We start from the raw sequence: 16,870 nt of genomic DNA, 5'->3' as shown, positions 1-16,870 counted from the left end.
CCACGGTAGCCCGCCCGGACCCGGCGGGCGCCGGACTCCGCCCGGTACGACCCGCCACCGGCCCCGCCCCTTCGGGCACCCGTCCGGATAAGGCAGTCTTGTGTCCGTGCCCCGACCCGATCCTGAGCAGCCCGCTGCGAACGACGCCCATCTCCATGCCGCGACCCTGAAGCGGCTGGAGCAGTCCTCCGGCCGACTGGCCGCGAACGCGATCGCCCGCATGGACGAGTCGCTGCCGTGGTACCGGGCGATGCCTCCGGAGAACCGGTCCTGGATCGGCCTGGTGGCCCAGGCCGGTATCGCCGCGTTCACCGAGTGGTTCCGGCACCCCGAGACCCCGCAGGCCATCTCGACCGACGTCTTCGGTACGGCTCCGCGCGAGCTGACCCGGGCGATCACGCTGCGCCAGACCGTCGAGATGGTGCGTACGACGATCGAGGTCATGGAGGCGGCGATCGACGAGGTCGCCGCGCCCGGCGACGAGTCGGTGCTGCGCGAGGCGCTGCTCGTCTACGCCCGCGAGATCGCCTTCGCCACCGCCCAGGTGTACGCGCAGGCGGCCGAGGCGCGGGGCGCCTGGGACGCCCGGCTCGAATCGCTGGTGGTCAACGCGGTGCTGTCCGGCGAGGCCGACGAGGGCGCCGTCTCCCGGGCCGCCGCGCTCGGCTGGAACTCCCCCGAACACGTCTGCGTCCTGCTCGGCACCGCCCCCGACGGCGACAGCGAGCTGACCGTGGAGGCGATCCGCCGGGCCGCCCGGCACGCCAAGCTCCAGGTCCTGACCGGGGTGCTCGGCAACCGGCTGGTCGTCATCGCGGGCGGCAGCGACAACCCGCTCCAGGTCGCGAAGGCCCTGATCGGCCCGTACGCGGCGGGGCCGGTCGTCGCCGGCCCGGTGGTGCCCGACCTGCTGGCGGCCACCCGGTCCGCGCAGGCGGCGGCGGCCGGGCTCAAGGCGTGCGGCGCCTGGCAGGACGCGCCGAGGCCGGTGCTCGCGGACGATCTCCTGCCGGAGCGCGCGATGGCGGGCGACCCGGCCGCGCGGGATCAGTTGGTGGAGGAGATCTACAGACCGCTCGAAGAAGCGGGTTCGGCCCTCCTGGAGACGCTGAGTGTGTATCTGGAACAGGCGAGCAGCCTGGAGGGCGCGGCCCGGATGCTGTTCGTCCATCCCAACACCGTGCGCTACCGGCTCCGACGTGTGACAGACGTCACCGGCTGGTCGCCCTCCGATGTCCGCTCGGCGTTCACTCTGCGGATCGCCCTGATCCTGGGGCGTCTGGCCGACAGGGATACCCAGTCCTAGACTTTTGTCGGACATCAACAATTCCCCATACGGTTCTTCGTCCCTGTCCCCACGGGTGTTCCGGACCGTTCACAAGAGAGAGTGTGAGGGTGCTCGTACTCGTCGCTCCCGGCCAAGGCGCTCAGACGCCCGGCTTCCTGACTCCCTGGCTCGACCTCCCCGGTGCCACCGACCGCATCGCGGCCTGGTCCGACGCCATCGGGCTCGACCTTGCCCACTACGGCACCAAGGCCGACGCGGAGGAGATCCGTGACACCGCGGTGGCCCAGCCGCTGCTGGTCGCCGCCGGTCTGCTCTCCGCCGCCGCGCTCGACGCGTCGCCGGCTGTCGTCGCAGGCCACAGCGTGGGTGAAATCACCGCGGCCGCTCTCGCCGAGGTCATCGACGACGAGGCCGCGCTGCGTTTCGTACGCACCCGTGGGCTCGGCATGGCGGAGGCCGCCGCGGTCACCGAGACCGGCATGGCGGCGCTGCTCGGCGGCGACCCCGAGGTCACCGTCCCGCACCTGGAGAAGCTCGGCCTGACCCCGGCGAACGTCAACGGGGGCGGCCAGATCGTCGCCGCCGGCACCGCCGCGCAGATCGCCGCGCTCACCGAGGACAAGCCCGAGGGCGTGCGCCGCGTGGTGCCGCTCAAGGTCGCGGGCGCGTTCCACACGCACCACATGGCTCCGGCCGTCGAGCGTCTCCGGGAGGCCGCCACGGCCCTGGAGGTCTCCGACCCGGCCGTGACATATGTCTCCAACGCCGACGGGAAGGCCGTCGCGACCGGCGCGGAGGTCATCTCCCGGCTGGTCGGCCAGGTCGCCAACCCGGTGCGCTGGGACCTGTGCATGGAGACGTTCAAGGAGCTGGGCGTCACGGCGCTCATCGAGGCCTGCCCCGGCGGCACGCTCACCGGTCTGGCCAAGCGGGCGCTGCCCGGCGTCCGGACTCTCGCGCTCAAGACCCCCGACGACCTCGACGCGGCCCGCGCGCTCATCGCTGAGCACGCGGGCGCCTAAGGAGCCCGAGAGCATGTCGAAGATCAAGCCCAGCCAGGGCGCCCCGTACGCACGGATCATGGGGGTCGGCGGCTACCGCCCGACCCGTGTCGTGCCCAACGAGGTGATCCTCGAGACGATCGACTCGTCGGACGAGTGGATCCGCTCCCGGTCCGGCATCGCCACCCGCCACTGGGCCTCCGACCAGGAGACCGTGGCCGCGATGTCCGTCGAGGCGGCCGGCAAGGCCATCGCGGACGCCGGGATCACCCCGGAGCAGATCGGCGGGGTCATCGTCTCCACCGTGTCGCACTTCAAGCAGACCCCGGCCATCGCGACCGAGATCGCCCACAAGGTCGGCGCCGGCAAGCCCGCAGCCTTCGACATCTCGGCCGGCTGCGCGGGCTTCGGCTACGGACTCACCCTCGCCAAGGGCATGATCGTCGAGGGCTCCGCCGAGTACGTGCTCGTCATCGGCGTGGAGCGGCTCAGCGACCTCACCGACCTGAGCGACCGCGCGACGGCGTTCCTGTTCGGCGACGGCGCAGGCGCGGTCATCGTCGGCCCCTCCAAGGTGCCCGCCATAGGCCCGACGGTCTGGGGCTCCGAGGGCGACAAGTCCGACACGATCAAGCAGACCGTGGCGTGGGACACCTTCCACGCCGACCGTCCGGAGAAGTTCCCGGCCATCACTCAGGAGGGCCAGGCGGTCTTCCGCTGGGCCGTCTTCGAGATGGCGAAGGTCGCCCAGCAGGCGCTGGACGCGGCCGGGATCGCCCCGGAAGACCTGGACGTCTTCATTCCGCACCAGGCCAACATGCGGATCATCGACTCGATGGTGAAGACCCTGAAGCTGCCGGACCACGTCACGGTCGCCCGTGACGTGGAGACCACCGGCAACACCTCCGCCGCCTCGATTCCGCTCGCTATGGAGCGGCTCCTGGCGACCGGTCAGGCAAAGAGCGGCGACACCGCGCTCGTCATCGGCTTCGGGGCGGGTCTCGTCTACGCCGCGACGGTCGTTACCCTCCCCTAGGCACACCGGGTCTTTTCGCCCGGACGCCCGAACCCAGCAGATATACATCGAAGGAGCGCCAACATGGCCGCCACGCAGGAAGAGATCCTCGAGGGTCTCGCCGAGATCGTCAACGAGATCGCCGGTATCCCGGCCGAGGACGTCCAGCTGGACAAGTCCTTCACCGACGACCTCGATGTCGACTCGCTGTCCATGGTCGAGGTCGTCGTCGCCGCCGAGGAGCGCTTCGAGGTCAAGATCCCGGACGAGGACGTCAAGAACCTCAAGACGGTCGGCGACGCCGCCGACTACATCCTCAAGCACCAGGCCTGATCCAGCCGGTTCGTGTGTCGCCACCCGGCGGTGGCGCCGCTGATTCACGACCCTCTACACGTGGAGAAGATTTTCCAGTGAACTCGACCAATCGCACCGTGGTCGTCACCGGTATCGGCGCAACCACTCCGCTGGGTGGCGATTCCGCATCGACCTGGGAAGGTCTGATGGCCGGCCGGTCCGGCGTCAAGCCTCTTGAGGGCGAACGTTTCGCCGAACTGCCTGTCCGGATCGCGGCCCTCGCGGCCGTCGATCCCGCTGACGTCCTGCCCCGTCCGCTCGCGCGCAAGCTGGACCGGTCGGCGCAGTTCGCGCTGATCGCGGCCCGCGAGGCGTGGGCGGACGCGGGGTTCACCGGCAAGGCCGGTGAGGACGAGAAGATCCAGCCCGAGCGGCTGGGTTCGGTCATCGCCTCCGGTATCGGCGGCGTGATCACCCTGCTCGACCAGTACGACGTGCTGAAGGAGAAGGGCGTACGCCGCGTCTCCCCGCACACCGTGCCCATGCTCATGCCCAACGGCCCGGCCGCGAACGTCGGGATCGAGGTGAACGCCCAGGCGGGCGTCCACACCCCGGTCTCCGCCTGTGCGTCGGGTGCCGAGGCGATCGGCTACGCCGTCGAGATGATCCGCACCGGCCGTGCCGACGTGGTCCTCGCCGGTGGCACCGAGGCGGCGATCCACCCGCTGCCGATCGCCGCGTTCGCCAACATGATGGCGATGTCCAAGAGCAACGACGAGCCCGAGAAGGCGTCGCGCCCCTACGACACCGCCCGGGACGGCTTCGTCCTCGGTGAGGGCGCCGGTGTCGTCGTCCTGGAGTCCGCGGAGCACGCGGCCGCACGGGGCGCCCGGGTCTACTGCGAGGTGCTGGGCCAGGGTCTCTCGGCCGACGCCCACCACATCGCGCAGCCCGAGCCGACGGGTCGCGGTATCGCCGCGGCGATGCAGAACCTGCTGGACCAGACGGACCTCAAGCCGTCCGAGGTCGTCCACCTGAACGCGCACGCGACGTCCACCCCGCAGGGCGACGTGGCGGAGCTGAAGGCCCTGCGCAAGGTGCTGGGCGACGATCTGGACCATGTCGCGATCTCCGCGACGAAGTCGATGACGGGGCACCTGCTCGGTGGGGCGGGTGGCATCGAGACCGTGGCGACGGTGCTGGCGCTGCACCACCGGATGGCGCCGCCGACGATCAACGTCGAGAACCTCGACGACGCGGTCGAGGCGGACATCGTCCGCGATGCGCCGCGCGCGTTGCCTGAGGGGCCGATCGCGGCGATCAACAACTCGTTCGGCTTCGGTGGCCACAACGTGGTGCTGGCGTTCCGGAGCGTGTGACCTCACGCGGTGAAGCCCGCTTCCCCCTTGCCGGGGAGGCGGGCTTCCTGCTGTCTGCGGCCCTTGCCGGGGGCGGAGCCCGGTGGGGCCGGGGTCACACCACCTGGTGGAGCCAGCGGACCGGGGCGCCCTCGCCCGCGTGGCGGAAGGACTCCAGTTCGTCGTCCCACGGCTTGCCGAGGAGTTTGGCGATCTCCGCCTCCAGGTCCGACTCGCCGCCCAGCGAACGGGCGAGCGCGGCCCGCAGCCGGTCCTCCGGGACCAGGATGTCGCCGTGCATGCCGGTGACGGCGTGGAAGATCCCCAGCCCCGGCGTCGAGCTGTACCGCTCCCCCTCCGCCGACGGCGACGGCTCCGCCGTCACCTCGAAGCGCAGGAGGTCCCAGCCGCGCAGCGCGGAGGCGAGCTTGGACGCCGTGCCCGAGCGGGCCTGCCAGGAGAATTCGGAGCGCCAGGTACCGGGCGCGGCCGGCTGTCTGATCCAGTCGAGCTGGACCCGCACACCGAGGACACCCGCCACCGCCCATTCGACGTGTGGGCAGAGCGCGCGCGGTGCGGAGTGAACGTACAGGACTCCACGTGTCGTCACCGGGACCTCCAGTGTGGGACGAGGTTCGCCTTCCCCAGCGGCCTCGCGCCCGTACCGCCTTTTCTCGGCCGCTGCCCGAGGTTGTCATCAGTAAACAGCATCGGGAGTTATTCTCCGGAAAAGCGACAGTATGTGACGTGATGTGATGTTCGGATGCCACCCGAGTGGAGCCGGGCGGACGAAGGAGCCACTGGTTCGACGTGGAAAAGCTACCGCGCCTCGGCGTCCGAGGTGTGACGTACCGTCGGTCCCGGGCCCCTGATTCACCCGGCATTCACCCGCCGGAGGACGCGGGCCCGCCGACCGGTGCCGCGAGGGTGTGCCGGAGGCATGGGACAGGAGGGGAACAGGGAATGCCGGATCGGTCCGTACGGCACCGCTCGCGCACCGCACTGGCCGCGCTGGCCGCGCTGTCGTTCCTCGGCACGGCCGCGCTGACCGGCTGCGACTCCGGATCCGACGGGACCACCAAGGGCTCGTCGGCCACCGCGCGCAAGCCGTCCCCGGCGGCCGGACCGGTGTGGGACCGCAGCCCGAAGTCGATCGCCGCGGTCGGGGACTCCATCACCCGGGGTTTCGACGCCTGTTCGGTGCTGGCGGACTGCCCCGAGGTGTCATGGTCGACCGGGACGGACAGCACGGTGCGCAGTCTGGCCGTACGGCTCCTCGGCTCCTCCGGGGCCGCCGCCCGCAGCTGGAACCACGCCGAGACGGGGGCCCGGATCGCCCAGTTGCCGGAGCAGATGGCGCTGGCCGCGAAGGAGGACCCGGATCTGGTGACGGTGATGATCGGCGCCAACGACGCCTGCCGGGACTCGGTGCGCACCATGACCCCGGTGGCCGATTTCCGCGCCTCGTTCCGGGCGTCGATGCGTCAGCTGCGCGCCGAGGCACCGAAGGCGCAGGTGTACGTGTCGAGCGTGCCGGACCTGATGCGGCTCTGGTCGACGGGGCGCGGCAATCAGCTGGGCAAGCAGATCTGGAAGCTGGGGATCTGCAAGTCGATGCTGAGCAACGCGGACGACATGAGCGCCTCGGCGGTGGCCCGGCGGGCCGCGGTGCAGGAGCGCGTCGTGGCGTACAACGAGGTGCTGCGCGAGGTGTGCGCGAAGGACACGCGCTGCCGTTACGACGGCGGGGCGGTGTTCGACTACCGCTTCACCGGCAAGCAGCTCAGCCAGTGGGACTGGTTCCACCCCGGCCGCAACGGACAGGCCCGGCTGGCCGAGATCGCGTACCGCAACGTCACGGCGGCCCGCCCGCCCGCGTAAAGTCCGTGATCATGGAGACGGGTTCGAACACGGCGATGCGCACGGAACACTTCGGCACCCTCGCGGACGGCACCGCCGTGCACCGCTGGACGCTGGAGCGGGACGGCACACGGGTGCGCGTGCTGACGTACGGCGGGATCGTGCAGTCGGTCGAGGTCCCGGACCGGGACGGGGCGCGGGCCGGGATCGCGCTCGGGCTGCCGGACCTCGCCTCCTACCAGGAGTACACCGGGCCCTACTTCGGCGCGCTGGTCGGGCGGTACGCGAACCGGATCGGCGGGGCGTCGTTCGACCTCGACGGACGGACGCACCACCTCACGCGCAACGAGGGCCGCAACCATGTGCACGGCGGGGCGCGCGGCTTCGACAAGCGTGTGTGGGACGCCCGGGAGATCGCGGACGGGGTGGAGCTCTCCCTCGTGGCGGCGGACGGCGAGGAGGGCTTTCCCGGCCGCCTGGAGCTCACCGCGGCGTACACGCTGGACGCGGACGGGGCGCTGCGCATCGCCTACCGGGCGACGACGGACGCGCCGACCGTGCTGAACCTGACCAACCACACGTACTGGAACCTGGCCGGCGCCGAGAGCGGCAGCGCGCTGGGCCAGCGGCTGCGGATCGCCGCCGCCTCGGTCACCCCGGCCGACGCGGAGTCGCTGCCGACCGGTGAGTTCCTGCCGGTGGACGGGACCCGCTTCGACTTCCGGGAGCCGAAGCCGGTCTCCAAGGAGTACGACCACAACTTCGTGCTGGACACGGACGGCGCGGCGCCGGCGGCCGAGCTGTACGACGAGGGGTCGGGGCGGGTCCTGACCGTCACGACGACCGAGCCGGGCCTCCAGCTCTACACGGCGGACCACTTCGACGGGCGGCCGTTCGGCCCGTGCGCCGGGATCGCGCTGGAGACCCAGCACTTCCCGGACTCCCCGAACCGGCCGGAGTTCCCGAGCACGGTGCTGCGGCCGGGCGAGGAGTACGTGTCGACGACGGTGTACGGGTTCTCGGTGCGCCGGGCGGGCTGACAGGACCCGGGTCAGCGGGCGAAGCCGAGGGTGACGCCCAGCCCGACGAGCACCGAGCCGATGCCCCGGTTGAGGACCTTCTGCCACCGCAGCATCGCGGTGCGCAGCCGGGCGTGCGAGAAGAACAGCGCGACGAGCCCGAACCAGCCGAAGTGGGCGACGGACATGAAGAGCCCGTAACCGGCCTGCTGCCACAGGCCGGTGTCCGGTCCGACCACCTGGGTGAAGGTCGAGACGACGAAGAGGGTGGTCTTGGGGTTCAGCGCGTTGGTGAGGAAGCCGGTGCGCAGCGCCCCGAACGGCGTCAGGCCGGACTTCGGCTCCAGGTCGACGTCCAGGTCGTTGCGGGCGAAGAAGGTCCGTACGCCGATGTAGACGAGGTACGCGGCGCCCGCCAGCTTGAGCGCGGTGAACAGGGCGGTCGAGGACGCGATCAGCAGCCCGACGCCGAGCATGGTGTACGTGACGTGGACGAGGACGCCCGCGGCGACCCCGGTGGCCGCGAGGAGGCCGGTGGTGCGGCCGTACAGATAGCTGTTGCGCACGACCATCGCGAAGTCGGCACCCGGGCTGATGACCGCGAGGACGGTGATGACGGCGACGGCGAAGATCTCGGTCATGGTGGGTCCTTGGCTCCCGTTCTCGTCGGTCAGTTCTCGTTGGTGCCGGGCGCGGGCGGGGCCGGGGGCGGAACCGGCACCGGGGCGGGGTCCGCACCGTCGTCCGCGTCGTCCGGCTCCTCGTCGCCGTCGTCGTCCTCGTCGTCCGAGTCGTCCGCGCCGACCAGGTCGCGCGCCAGCAGCGTCGCGCCGGCCACCGCTCCCGGCATCAGGAACACCGCGACGAACGGGACCAGGAACGCGAGCCCCAGCGGGACGCCGAAGCCGAGCGTCAGCAGCCGCCGGCCGCGCAGCAGGACCAGCCGGTCCTTCAGCACCAGGCCTCGGCGCTGGAGCGCGACGGCGGTGAGTTCCTCCGCCAGGAAGTAGCCGGTGACACAGAAGCCGAGGACGGGGACGACGGTCTGCCCGGCGACCGGGACGAAGCCGAGGGCGAAGAGCAGGACGGCGTACAGCAGGACCCGCACCAGGATGCGCACGCTGTCGCGGGCGGAGATCCACAGCTCCCGCCACAGCGGCAGTCCGGACTCGGGGACCTCGCCGCCCTCGGCGCGGTCGACCTCCTCGGACAGCGACTCGTAGAAGGGCTGCCCGACCAGCAGGGTCACGGCGGTGAAGGTGATCACGGCGAGGAACACCCCGAAGACGAACACCAGGGCGGTCAGGGTGTTGCGCAGCAGGCCGAGCCAGGGCGAGGACCAGTCGTCGGCGAACGGGGTCGCCCAGTCCACGAAGTCGTCGGCGCCGAAGCCGAGGCCGACGAGCGCGCCCGCGTACAGGACGAGCGTGATCAGACCGGGCAGAAGCCCTATACCGAGCCATCTGCCGTGCCGGACGACCCAGCGCTGACCCTTGATCAAATAGCCGAAACCCACCCCGAGATCACGCATGGCGCCAGCCTAATGGGACCGAGGGCCGCACCCCCGCGGGGTACGGCCCTCAGCTGTGCGCAGCGGTGCGGACGGTCAGGCGACCGCGAGCTCCACCTTGATGTTGCCGCGCGTGGCGTTCGAGTACGGGCACACCTGGTGCGCCTTCTCGATGAGCGCCTGCGCGGTCTCCCGGTCGACGTTCGGGATGGTCGCCGTGATCGCGACCTGGAGGCCGAAGCCGCCGGCCTCGGTCTTGCCGATGGAGACGGCGGCGGTCACCGTGGAGCCGGCGATGTCGGCCTTCTCCTGACGGGCCACGACGCCGAGCGCGCCCTGGAAGCAGGCACTGTAACCGGCGGCGAAGAGCTGCTCCGGGTTGGTGCCCGCGCCGCTGCCGCCCATCTCCTTCGGCGGGTTGACGACCACGTCGAGCTTGCCGTCGTCCGAGGAGACCCGGCCGTCATGTAGGTACTCAGAATCCGCGTCATGTTCTCGCGAGCGATGACCTCTGAATAGCACTTATGACGCGGTGTTGAGAATACCCGGCCTGGAATGATCACACTTTCGAGTGATCGAAAATGGGTGTGGCCGTTCGGGCACCAGTGCCCGTGCAACTGTCCTGCGATCAAGGTCAGTTTCACGGGTGCTGGGGGCGGATGGTGGATGTAGAGGTGTGTGTTCGGCTTGCCAAGGACGAGGTGCCTGAGGGTCTCGCCTGGGAGTCTGTGCCGTTGGAGATGCTGTACGCGGCTGAGCCGTGTCGGACGTTTCGTTGGTACATGGGGCAGCAGCACTACTCGGGTTCGTACTGGTCGAGTACGGAGTCGGATCACGTGATCTACGAGTCGCGGCTGGAGCTGGCGCGGCTGCTCTACGCCGACTTCGACCGTGACGTGACGGCGATCGTGGCCCAGCCCTTCCTGCTGCGGGCCGACATCGACGGTGTGCTGCGCCGGCACATCCCGGACTACCTGCTGGCCACCGCCGCGGGCCCGCTGGTGGTGGACGTCAAGCCGCGGCACCGGGTGGCGAAGCCGGAGCACGCGTTCACTTTCGCCTGGACCCGCGAGGCGGTCGAGTCCCGCGGCTGGCGCTACGAGGTGTGGAGCGAGCCGCCGGAAGCCGAGCTGGCCAACGTCCGGTTCCTGGCGGGCTACCGCCGGGACTGGCTGTTCGAGTGGGACCCGCTCGAGGAGGAACGCGACCAGGCGGTGGATGAGGAGCCACCACAGGATCGGCTCTTCGATCCTGCCATCCTCGACGAGGTAGGCGACCGGGTCGTTGACGGGGACACGCTGGAGGCAGCGTTCTCCTGCCTGCCCGATCGTCCCGCTCCGCTGGTGCGGGCCGCGGTCTTGCGTCTGCTCTGGAAACAGCGGTGGCTGACCGACCTGAGCGTTCCGCTCAGCGCCCGCAGCGTGCTGAGGACGGCGTCGTGAGCCGGGCTGCGGTGCGCGTGGGAGTGGGCACCCGCTTCTCCTACGACGGCGAGGTCGTCGAGGTGGTGGAGTTCGCTGCCACGCAGGCGGGCGGCGAAGTGGTCCTCAAGGACGGCCGGGGACGGCTGCTGCGGCTGGCCGTCAAGGAACTGCTGCTGTCCGACCGCGCCCGCATCATCTCGGACGGGCCAGGACCGGCATCCGACGACCCGCAGGAAACGGCAGCGGTGGTGCTGGGCCAGCTGAACGACGCTGAGCGCGAGCAGGTGCTGGAACGGGCCGCGCACGTGAGAGAGGTACTCACCGGGTTCCGCAGCGGCAGCGATGAGCTGCCGGCGGCGGGGGAGCCCCATGCTGCCTACGCACCGGGCGAGCCGATGGAGAGCCGGTACGCGGCGAAGGCGGCCGAGCTCGGGGTGGCCGTGCGCACGGTCAAGCGGTGGGTCGCGGGCTTCCGCCGCGACGGCGAGGCGGGACTCGCGCCGGCCCGCAGCGGGCCGCGTTCGGGGCACCGGAGCGCTCAGGCGTGGGCGGAGACGGCGCTGGAGGTCATGGTCGAGCACACGGGCCAGTCCAAGCCGTCGCGCAAGATGGTCATCGAGCGGACCCGGGCCCGGTTGCTGGCCAGGAAGTTCGCGGAGGAGGATCTGCCCAGCCGGGCGACGGCCTACCGCCTTCTTGAAGATGTCGAGCGGCGTCATCCGACGTTCCGGCTGAGCACGAAGCGGAACCGGGACATCGCCGCCCGGCCCGGCGGGGTCTACGGGAAGCTGCGGCCGGCCCGGCCGGGTGAGTACCTGCTGATGGACACCAACCGCCTGGATGTGTTCGCGCTGGACCCGGTCACGCTGCAGTGGGTGCAGGCGGAACTGACCGTCGCGATGGACTGGTACACGCGCTGCGTCTTGGGGATCAGGATCACGCCGGTGTCGACGAAGGCCGTCGATGCCAGTGTCGCTCTCTACCAGGCGTTTCGGCCGCGGCCCGCGGGGGAGGGCTGGCCGACGCACGCTCTCTGGCCCGAGCACGGCATTCCGCGGTCGGTGCTGATCGACCGGACCGCGTTGGAGGGGCCGATGCGCGGGGCGGCGTCGCCCGCGCTGGTGCCGGAGACGGTGCTGGTCGATCACGGCAAGGTGTTCGTTTCGGAGCATCTGACCAGCGTCTGCCGCCGGTTGGGGATCTCGGTGCAGCCGGCCCGGCTGCGGACGGGGCGGGACAAGGGTCCGCTGGAGCGGTTCTTCCTGACCCTGCGCGAGGACCTGTTGCAGGGCCTGCCCGGCTACAAGGGTCCCGATCTGCACTCGCGCGGGGAGCGTCCCGAGGGGGAGGCGTTCTTCTTCCTCCATGAGCTCGAGGCGATCATCCGGGATTGGGTGGCCTGCACGTATCACCACCGGCCGCACACGAGTCTGGTCGATCCCGGGGTGCCGGGGTTGCGGATGTCGCCGGCGGCAATGTTCGAGCACGGGTTGCACAGGGCCGGTTACATCGAGGTCCCGCGTGATCCGGATCTGGCGTTTGAGTTTCTGCGGGTGGAACGGCGGAAGATCCAGCATTACGGCATCGACCTGGACGCGCGCCGCTACAACGGCGCCGCCCTGGATCCCTACCGCGGTCTGCTCAGCGCCGACCGGGACGGCAAGTGGCCCATCGCGGTGAATCCGGACGACATCAACGCGGTCTACTTCCGCGATCCCGCTGAGCGTCGGTGGCATGCGCTGGCCTGGGAGCATGCGCCGGGGCGTCACATGCCGGTGAGCGAGGAGGCGTTGCAGTTCGCCCGCCGCCTGGCCGCGGCCCGGGACCGGTTCCCGGATGACAAGGCCGCGGTCCGTGACCTGTTCGAGCGGTGGAACCTCGGGCTGGGAACCACACGGGTCGAGCGCCGGATGGCGCTGCGGCTGGCCCGGGAACAGGTCGCTCTGGATCTGCCCGAGCCCGAGGAGGGCGTCGCGGTGCTGCCGAGCCTCAGGCGTCTGATGGACCTTCCGGAGACGGCACCGCCCCAGCCAGCGTCGGCGGCCGCGCAGGAGACGGGTGACGACGACGCGGCTGACGAGGCCGGGCTCGTGGAGCTGGAAGACGACAGCGACTTCTACTCGGGCGCTCTGGAGGACGCGTGAACAGTGAGGGCACCTGGACACCGGGAGACTCCCACCGGCTGGACGCGTTGACGTTGTCCCGCAAGGAGGGCTGGTCGGCGTTCGCGGGAGCGGCACCGCGCATCCAGCCGGACCTGCTGCCGCACGGCGAGTACGTGGCACTGGGCGATCGGGCGAAGGCGGAGTATGACCGGGACCGGCGGTTCTGGCACGCGAACCTCGGTCCGTTGCGCACGCCGCAGCTGGCCGAGCTGCACGAGGACTTGTGGGACATCCTCGACAGCAACCAGCAGGACGGTGACCAGGCCAAGGGCGCCGTCGCGGTGGACGCCTTCCCCGGGCTGGGCAAGACGACGGCGGTGCTGGCCTTCGCCCGGGACTTCCACCGCCGGGAGATCGCCGAGGGCGGCGCGTTCACCGCCGGCGGCCACGAACGGCTCCCGGTCTGCAGGGTGGGCCTGACGGGGAACACCGGGATGAAGGACTTCAACCGGGCGATGCTGGAGTTCTTCGGCCACCCCGGCCGCACCGCCGGCACCACGGCGCAGTTCGCCCAACGGGCCCTGGACTGCGTGCTTTCGTGTGATGTGAAGCTGCTGGTCGTGGACGACCTGCACTTTTTGCGCTGGAGAGCGACCGGCGGGGTCGAGGTGAGCAATCACTTCAAATACATCGCGAACGAGTTCCCGGTGACGTTGCTGTTCGTCGGGGTCGGCCTGGCCAAGCGCGGTCTGTTCTCCGAGGGCGAGTCCTACGACAACGCGGTCCTGGCCCAGACGGGCCGGCGCACGACCCGTCTGGACATGGGGTCCTTCGAGCTGGTCACCGATCAGGGCCGCAGCCAGTGGCGCCAGCTGCTGCTGGCCCTGGAAAAGCGTCTGGTTCTGCGCGGCACTTACCGGGGGATGCTCGCCGACTACCTGTTCGACTACCTGTTCATCCGCTCCAGCGGCCACATCGGCTCGCTGATGACCCTGATCAACCGCGGTTGCCAGCGAGCCGTCCGCACCGGCGCTGAGCGTCTCGACGAGGATCTCCTGAGCCGCGTCAAGATCGACCAGGCGGCCCACCTGGCCCAGGACGACGTACGCAATCTCCTGAAGGGACAGCGCTCACGGCGGACCCGATCGCGCGCGGTTCGGCCGTGACTCAACTGCGGACCCTGCCGATCCGTCTCGCCCCGCACCCCGGCGAGGCCCTCGACTCCTGGTGGGAGGCGGTCGCACACCGGCTGGGAACTACCACCGGCGACGTCCTGACCTCGATGGGCCTGCTGCCCCGCGGCCCCTCCCGGCCCGTCGAATCCGGAACCCTGGGCCGCCTGGTCACCCTCCTCGACGCAGACCAGGTCGCAGGCGTCGCCTGGTCGGCCGGCCCCACCCGGGAACAGGTCCACGCCATGACCTTGGCCCGCTACGACGGGCGGGCCCACAGGATCGACGCGCGGCGGCGCCGGGTCGAGGCGAGGCACGTCTGGGGACGGGCCCGCGGGTCCCGCTACTGCCCGGCCTGCCTGGCCGAGAGCGGCGGCAGGTGGCAGCTGAGCTGGAGGCTCGGCTGGTCCTTCGCCTGCCTCGATCACCACTTGCTGCTGGTCGACGCATGCCCGCGCTGCAGTCGGACACCGCGGCACTTCCCGGCGACCACCCGGCACCCGCTCGCTCCGGGCCGCTGCCACAGTCCTTCGGAGAACGAGCTGCCGGCACGCTGCGGCCAGCCGTTCGAGGAGGTTCCCGCGCTCATGCTCGCCGCTCCGGGATCCACGATCGCCGCCCAGGAACGCATCGAGACGGCGATCTCCTCCGGCCGGGCCGGCTTCAGCGTCTATCAGGACCATCCCCAGTCCAGCCTTGCGCTGTTCGCGGACCTTCGGGCACTGGTCTCCATCCTCCTTCGCCGCGTCCCCCAACGGCTGACGGGCTTCGCCCCGCCGGAGATCGTGGCGTTGCACCAGCTGCCCCTGCCCGAGAAGCGGCGGTCCTTCGACCCCGTCGAGGAGACCCGTCCAGGACGCCTTGCCCCGCGGAGAGCCGCGACCGCCGCCCTCACCGTCAGCGCGGCCCTGCACATCCTCGGGCAAAGCGACGCCCACCAGGCCGCGACTGTTCTCCGCGACCTGATCAGCGACGCCGACGGCAACATCCCGCTCAAGGTCGGGCTTCGGTGGGCCCACACCAGCCCGGTCTTCGACGCGATCCACCTCGCGACTCTCGCACCCCGCCTCAAACTCACCGACCAGTTGCGCTACCGCACCCCGGACCCGATGCCACGCAGGCCCGGCCCTTCGGCGGCAACGCGGATCGCCGAGCGGGCCCGCAAGACCCCGACACAACTCTGGCCGGCCTGGTCGGCCCGGCTGTCTCCCCAGAACGGTGCCCTCTCTCGCACAATCCGCCCGGCCCTGTCGTGCTACCTCCTGCTCATCGGAGGCACCCGGAACTTCAGCACAGGGGCCAGGCTCCTTCGAGCACCGGTGGAAGACAGGCTGGGCACTCACATGACGTCCCGGCTCGCCAAGCAGGGGCACTTCAAGGCCATCGGCCTCGGTCTGTCCGCACTGGCGGACTACCTCGACCAGGAAGAATCGCCGATCGACTACGACCGCCGCCGCGCGGCCGACTACCGAGACCTGCTGCCCCTGGACACCTGGACGCAGCTCTGCCGGGACATCGGGTTCGAGGCCGGCGGAGTACGGCGCCACCAGTTCGCCCGCGCGCTGCTTTTCGAACGGCTCAGCGGACTCCCCGCACCCCTCGCCCCGACCCCCTACGCTCCCAGCACCGCGGAACTGCGGACCATGCTGCGGACCTTCGAAACGGATCTCACCCCAGCGCTGATGGTTCAACTCGAAGGCCACGCAGCAGAGTTCCTCATCCGGCAGAAGATCCACGGCGAACCTGTCTCCTGGCAGCCCCCGACGGACTCCATCCGCGATCTCGAGTTGCCCGGGTGTGACCTGCGGGACATCGACCTCGGCATGCTGCACCGGCTCATCAGGGACGACTGTCTGACGACAGCCCAGGCCGCCCGCCGCCTGAACGTCAGCCACGACACCGTCCGGTTCGTCCTGCAGGAGCAGCCCGCCCCTCCCGGGGAGGCGAAGAGCGCGAAGTGGGAGAGAGGAGCGACCGTTCGCCGGGCTCGCGCCGCGCTCCCCAGGGACAAGTTCGCACGCTTCTACCTCGACGAATACCGCTCGCTCAAGTGGATCGCGGAGCACGCCGACGTGAACGTCGATGCCATTAAGGTCCTGGTCCGCGAATACGGCATGAAACGTGAGGGCAAAGCCACCCGCTGGCGGCAGATCGATCTCGACTGGCTCCGTGACCAACGCGCCACTGGACGCACCTGCCGCGACCTCGCAGCGGAGACCGGATTCTCACTCGGAATGATCAGCTACCTGGCCCGGCGGCACGACCTACCCGGTCGCCGGCCAAGAGCCAACTGAGAGACGCGCACTGCCGATGTCTCCACCGATGAGGACCGCGAACGGCACCTCACCGTGGCGCTCCCGCCCCAGTACGCGGCCCGCCTCTTCGACGCCCAGGAGCAGGGTGCCCGCGAGGACTGGCTGCGCGAGCTCACCGCCGAAGCCCTCAAGGAGGTCCAGATCAACGACGTGCTGAACCTCGGCTTCCAGCTGTAGGCCGTACCCCGAACAGCCCGCGAGTCCCGAAGCTTCAGCAGGTTCGGGGCTCGCTCGCGTCTTCGTGAGGGACATTCACGCGATGCCCTACCCAACGTACCCGTTGCGCACCGGGCACGCCGCCCCCGCGGTTCGGCCGGAAGGGGGCGGTACTCCGCGGCCGGCGGGTGCCGTGCCGACGAAGGCCTGCGCGAATGGCCCTGTGGCAGCACAACCGCGGCGAACACCGCACGAGCGCGGCAAGTTGTTCCATTACTCCGATGCCGGGTCTGCCACCTACCGCGCCACCATGAAACCCCAGGTCACAACCACAACCTGAAGTCGCTACTGAA

15 protein-coding genes and 1 pseudogene are annotated in these 16,870 nt (G+C 70.4%); 12 read left to right on the top strand and 4 right to left on the bottom strand.

Annotated features, from left to right (window positions below; genetic code table 11):
* Positions 1-106: 106 nt before the first annotated feature.
* The 5 genes from RLT58_RS25025 to fabF all read left to right on the top strand — a co-directional run bounded on the left by RLT58_RS25025 (position 107) and on the right by fabF (position 4,977).
* On the top strand, positions 107-1,306 hold the full coding sequence (locus RLT58_RS25025) for a PucR family transcriptional regulator (protein ID WP_311312603.1): 1,200 nt from the start codon (positions 107-109) through the stop codon (positions 1,304-1,306).
* Between the two features lie 89 nt (positions 1,307-1,395).
* A complete protein-coding gene (locus tag RLT58_RS25020; protein ID WP_311312602.1) occupies positions 1,396-2,310 on the top strand; it encodes an ACP S-malonyltransferase in 915 nt (304 codons plus the stop codon).
* Between the two features lie 13 nt (positions 2,311-2,323).
* Positions 2,324-3,325, top strand: coding sequence for a ketoacyl-ACP synthase III (locus RLT58_RS25015; RefSeq protein ID WP_311312601.1), 1,002 nt, complete (start codon positions 2,324-2,326; stop codon positions 3,323-3,325).
* Positions 3,326-3,388: 63 nt separating this feature from the next.
* A complete protein-coding gene (locus RLT58_RS25010; protein WP_311312600.1) occupies positions 3,389-3,637 on the top strand; it encodes an acyl carrier protein in 249 nt (82 codons plus the stop codon).
* 77 nt (positions 3,638-3,714) lie between these two features.
* The gene (gene fabF, locus RLT58_RS25005; protein ID WP_311312599.1) at positions 3,715-4,977 is read left to right on the top strand and encodes a beta-ketoacyl-ACP synthase II; all 1,263 of its coding nucleotides are present in this window, start codon (positions 3,715-3,717) and stop codon (positions 4,975-4,977) included.
* A 94-nt stretch (positions 4,978-5,071) separates the two neighbouring features.
* Here the strand turns inward: fabF and RLT58_RS25000 are convergent, their stop codons facing one another.
* Positions 5,072-5,566: a DUF3145 domain-containing protein gene (locus RLT58_RS25000; RefSeq protein WP_311312598.1), complete on the bottom strand. Its 495-nt coding sequence runs from the start codon at positions 5,564-5,566 to the stop codon at positions 5,072-5,074.
* Positions 5,567-5,919: 353 nt separating this feature from the next.
* On the opposite strand from RLT58_RS25000, the gene RLT58_RS24995 reads away from it, so the two are divergent.
* A complete protein-coding gene (locus tag RLT58_RS24995; protein ID WP_311312597.1) occupies positions 5,920-6,837 on the top strand; it encodes an SGNH/GDSL hydrolase family protein in 918 nt (305 codons plus the stop codon).
* An 11-nt stretch (positions 6,838-6,848) separates the two neighbouring features.
* Positions 6,849-7,856, top strand: coding sequence for an aldose epimerase family protein (locus RLT58_RS24990; protein WP_311312596.1), 1,008 nt, complete (start codon positions 6,849-6,851; stop codon positions 7,854-7,856).
* A gap of 11 nt (positions 7,857-7,867) precedes the next feature.
* On the opposite strand, the gene RLT58_RS24985 is transcribed toward RLT58_RS24990, so the two are convergent.
* The 3 genes from RLT58_RS24985 to RLT58_RS24975 all read right to left on the bottom strand — a co-directional run bounded on the left by RLT58_RS24985 (position 7,868) and on the right by RLT58_RS24975 (position 9,867).
* The gene (locus RLT58_RS24985; RefSeq protein ID WP_311312595.1) at positions 7,868-8,476 is read right to left on the bottom strand and encodes a LysE family translocator; all 609 of its coding nucleotides are present in this window, start codon (positions 8,474-8,476) and stop codon (positions 7,868-7,870) included.
* A 29-nt stretch (positions 8,477-8,505) separates the two neighbouring features.
* Positions 8,506-9,366 (bottom strand): EI24 domain-containing protein, encoded by an 861-nt coding sequence (locus tag RLT58_RS24980; RefSeq protein WP_311312594.1) that lies wholly within the window; start codon positions 9,364-9,366, stop codon positions 8,506-8,508.
* Between the two features lie 75 nt (positions 9,367-9,441).
* On the bottom strand, positions 9,442-9,867 hold the full coding sequence (locus RLT58_RS24975; protein WP_311312593.1) for an organic hydroperoxide resistance protein: 426 nt from the start codon (positions 9,865-9,867) through the stop codon (positions 9,442-9,444).
* A 137-nt stretch (positions 9,868-10,004) separates the two neighbouring features.
* Between RLT58_RS24975 and RLT58_RS24970 the strand changes: the two genes are divergently transcribed.
* From RLT58_RS24970 to RLT58_RS24950, 5 genes and pseudogenes are all read left to right on the top strand, one after another.
* Entirely contained in the window at positions 10,005-10,787 is a 783-nt protein-coding gene (locus RLT58_RS24970; RefSeq protein WP_311312592.1) for a TnsA-like heteromeric transposase endonuclease subunit, read from the top strand.
* Positions 10,784-12,913, top strand: coding sequence for a TnsB C-terminal domain-containing protein (locus tag RLT58_RS24965; RefSeq protein WP_311312591.1), 2,130 nt, complete (start codon positions 10,784-10,786; stop codon positions 12,911-12,913). The genes RLT58_RS24970 and RLT58_RS24965 overlap by 4 nt, the downstream gene beginning before the upstream one ends.
* Positions 12,910-14,040, top strand: a complete 1,131-nt coding sequence (locus RLT58_RS24960; RefSeq protein WP_311312590.1) for an AAA family ATPase — start codon at positions 12,910-12,912, stop codon at positions 14,038-14,040. Before RLT58_RS24965 ends, RLT58_RS24960 begins: the two co-directional genes overlap by 4 nt.
* A complete protein-coding gene (locus RLT58_RS24955) occupies positions 14,037-16,340 on the top strand; it encodes a TniQ family protein (protein ID WP_311312589.1) in 2,304 nt (767 codons plus the stop codon). Before RLT58_RS24960 ends, RLT58_RS24955 begins: the two co-directional genes overlap by 4 nt.
* 21 nt (positions 16,341-16,361) lie before the next feature.
* Positions 16,362-16,538 (top strand): annotated as a pseudogene (locus RLT58_RS24950) (XRE family transcriptional regulator); the annotation flags it as partial.
* Positions 16,539-16,870 lie beyond the last annotated feature (332 nt).

Origin of the sequence: Streptomyces sp. ITFR-16 (assembly GCF_031844705.1) — a bacterium.
In the GTDB taxonomy this organism is placed as follows: Bacteria; Actinomycetota; Actinomycetes; order Streptomycetales; family Streptomycetaceae; genus Streptomyces.
This window is presented reverse-complemented; position numbering and strand designations above follow the sequence as displayed.

Bases quoted from the DNA above. Each gene is read 5' to 3' on its own strand.
- RLT58_RS25015 (WP_311312601.1), top strand. From the start codon at position 2,324: ATGTCGAAGATCAAGCCCAGCCAGGGCGCCCCGTACGCACGGATCATG.
- RLT58_RS24980 (WP_311312594.1), bottom strand. From the start codon at position 9,366: ATGCGTGATCTCGGGGTGGGTTTCGGCTATTTGATCAAGGGTCAGCGC.
- RLT58_RS24995 (WP_311312597.1), top strand. From the start codon at position 5,920: ATGCCGGATCGGTCCGTACGGCACCGCTCGCGCACCGCACTGGCCGCG.
- RLT58_RS24990 (WP_311312596.1), top strand. From the start codon at position 6,849: ATGGAGACGGGTTCGAACACGGCGATGCGCACGGAACACTTCGGCACC.
- RLT58_RS24985 (WP_311312595.1), bottom strand. From the start codon at position 8,476: ATGACCGAGATCTTCGCCGTCGCCGTCATCACCGTCCTCGCGGTCATC.
- RLT58_RS24970 (WP_311312592.1), top strand. From the start codon at position 10,005: ATGGTGGATGTAGAGGTGTGTGTTCGGCTTGCCAAGGACGAGGTGCCT.
- RLT58_RS25010 (WP_311312600.1), top strand. From the start codon at position 3,389: ATGGCCGCCACGCAGGAAGAGATCCTCGAGGGTCTCGCCGAGATCGTC.